Genomic DNA, 1,567 nt, shown 5'->3' with positions numbered 1-1,567 from the left:
AGCTGCGCGCCCCCGGCCCGCGCCCCAGGCTCAGCAGCGCGGCCAGGTTCTTGGCATCGGCCACCGTGTCGCCGCAGCGCACGTGCACCCGCGCGGTGAAGCGCTTGACCGCCTGCGCCCACTGCCCGGCCGGGCGCGCATGCAGGCCGTTGGGGTAGTTGAGCGACAGCTCGTGGCCGAGCGGAAAGTCCTCCAGCCCGGCGGCCTCGGCCGCCCCTGCGGACTCCTCGCCCGTGAGCGCCCGCACGATCTCGCCGGCATCGCGCGTGGTCGCCAGGCGGTCCATCAGGGCGTCGTCGCGCATCAGGCGGGTCAGGCGGCGCAGCACCGCGATGTGCTCGTCCGACGCGGCGGCAATGGCCACCACCAGGCGTGCCTGCTTGGCATCGTCGCCCCAGCGCACACCGCCCGGCACCTGCAGCACGGCCAGGCCGGTGCGCCGCACGAGGTGCTTGTCCTCGACCATGCCGTGCGGAATGGCCAGGCCCTGGCCCAGGAAGGTGTTGGCGACTTTCTCGCGCTGCAGCAGGCTGTCGGTATAGGCGGGCTGGGCATGGCCGGCCTGGGCCAGCAGGGCGCCCGCAGCGCGCACGGCATCTTCTCGGTTGTGGGGCGCGGCGCCCAGGCGGACCTCGACCGGGATCGTGGACATGGTGCGATGTCTCCTTGTTTTGGTATCGATTCCAGGGCAGGATTATGAAACCGCTTTTCAGGGCGGACAAGGCCACGAAGCACCCCTCCCTCATGGAAATTCGGGTAATCCCCTATGAAATAATGCCACGGCACCCCCCGCGAGGCGGCGCAAAATCAGCGCACCGATCGGTCGCTGATGGCGACAAGATCGGCCGTCGCAAAGCAATTTCAGGAATCGATACCAGAACGCCGGTTTCTTTTGTAGGAGAAAGCCGCTTGGCCAGCATCAAGGACGTCGCGGAGCGCGCGGGCGTCTCCACCACCACCGTATCGCGCGTGCTGTCGAACCCCGCCGCCGTGCGCACGCCGCTGCGCGAGCGCGTCGAGCAGGCCATCGCCGCGCTCGCCTACCGCCCCAACCTGGCGGCCCGGCGCCTGCGCCAGCAGCGGGCCTCGCTGGTGGGGCTGATCGTCTCGGACATCCGCAGCCCGTTCTTCACCGACGTGGGTCGCGCGGTGGAGGACGTGGCCTACCGCCACGGCCTGCGGCTCATCCTGTGCAACACCGACGAAGACCCGGCCAAGGAGCAGTCCTACCTTGAACTGATGGCCGACGAGCAGGCCAGCGGCGTGATCCTCTCGCCCACCATGGAAGGCCTCAAGCGCCTGCGGCCCGCCGACTGGCCGTTTCCGATGGTGCTGGTGGACCGCGCCCTCGACACCACCCGCGCGGACCGCGTGGTGCTGGACAACCGCGCGGCCGCCCGGCGGGCCACCGAACACCTGCTGGACGCCGGCTACCGCCGCATCGCCGTGCTGGCCGGCACGCACAGCACCACGGGCCAGGAGCGCCAGGCCGGCTACGCGGATGCACTGCGCGAACGCGGGCTGGCGCCCGATCCGCACTGGGTCGCCCCCACGCGCGAGGCCGGCA

Annotated in this window: 2 protein-coding genes; one reads left to right on the top strand and one right to left on the bottom strand. The window is 70.8% G+C overall.

The annotated features are described in order from the left end of the window. Positions 1-652, bottom strand: a 652-nt coding sequence (locus tag AC27IO_RS24065) for a PTS sugar transporter subunit IIA (RefSeq protein WP_498741189.1), incomplete at its 3' end; no start/stop codon positions are given. Positions 653-909: 257 nt separating this feature from the next. Here AC27IO_RS24065 and AC27IO_RS24060 point away from each other — a divergent pair. Further along, on the top strand, positions 910-1,567 hold a 658-nt coding region (locus tag AC27IO_RS24060), incomplete at its 3' end, for a LacI family DNA-binding transcriptional regulator (RefSeq protein WP_498741188.1).

This window comes from Acidovorax sp. KNOB132, from assembly GCF_057541515.1.
This window is presented reverse-complemented; position numbering and strand designations above follow the sequence as displayed.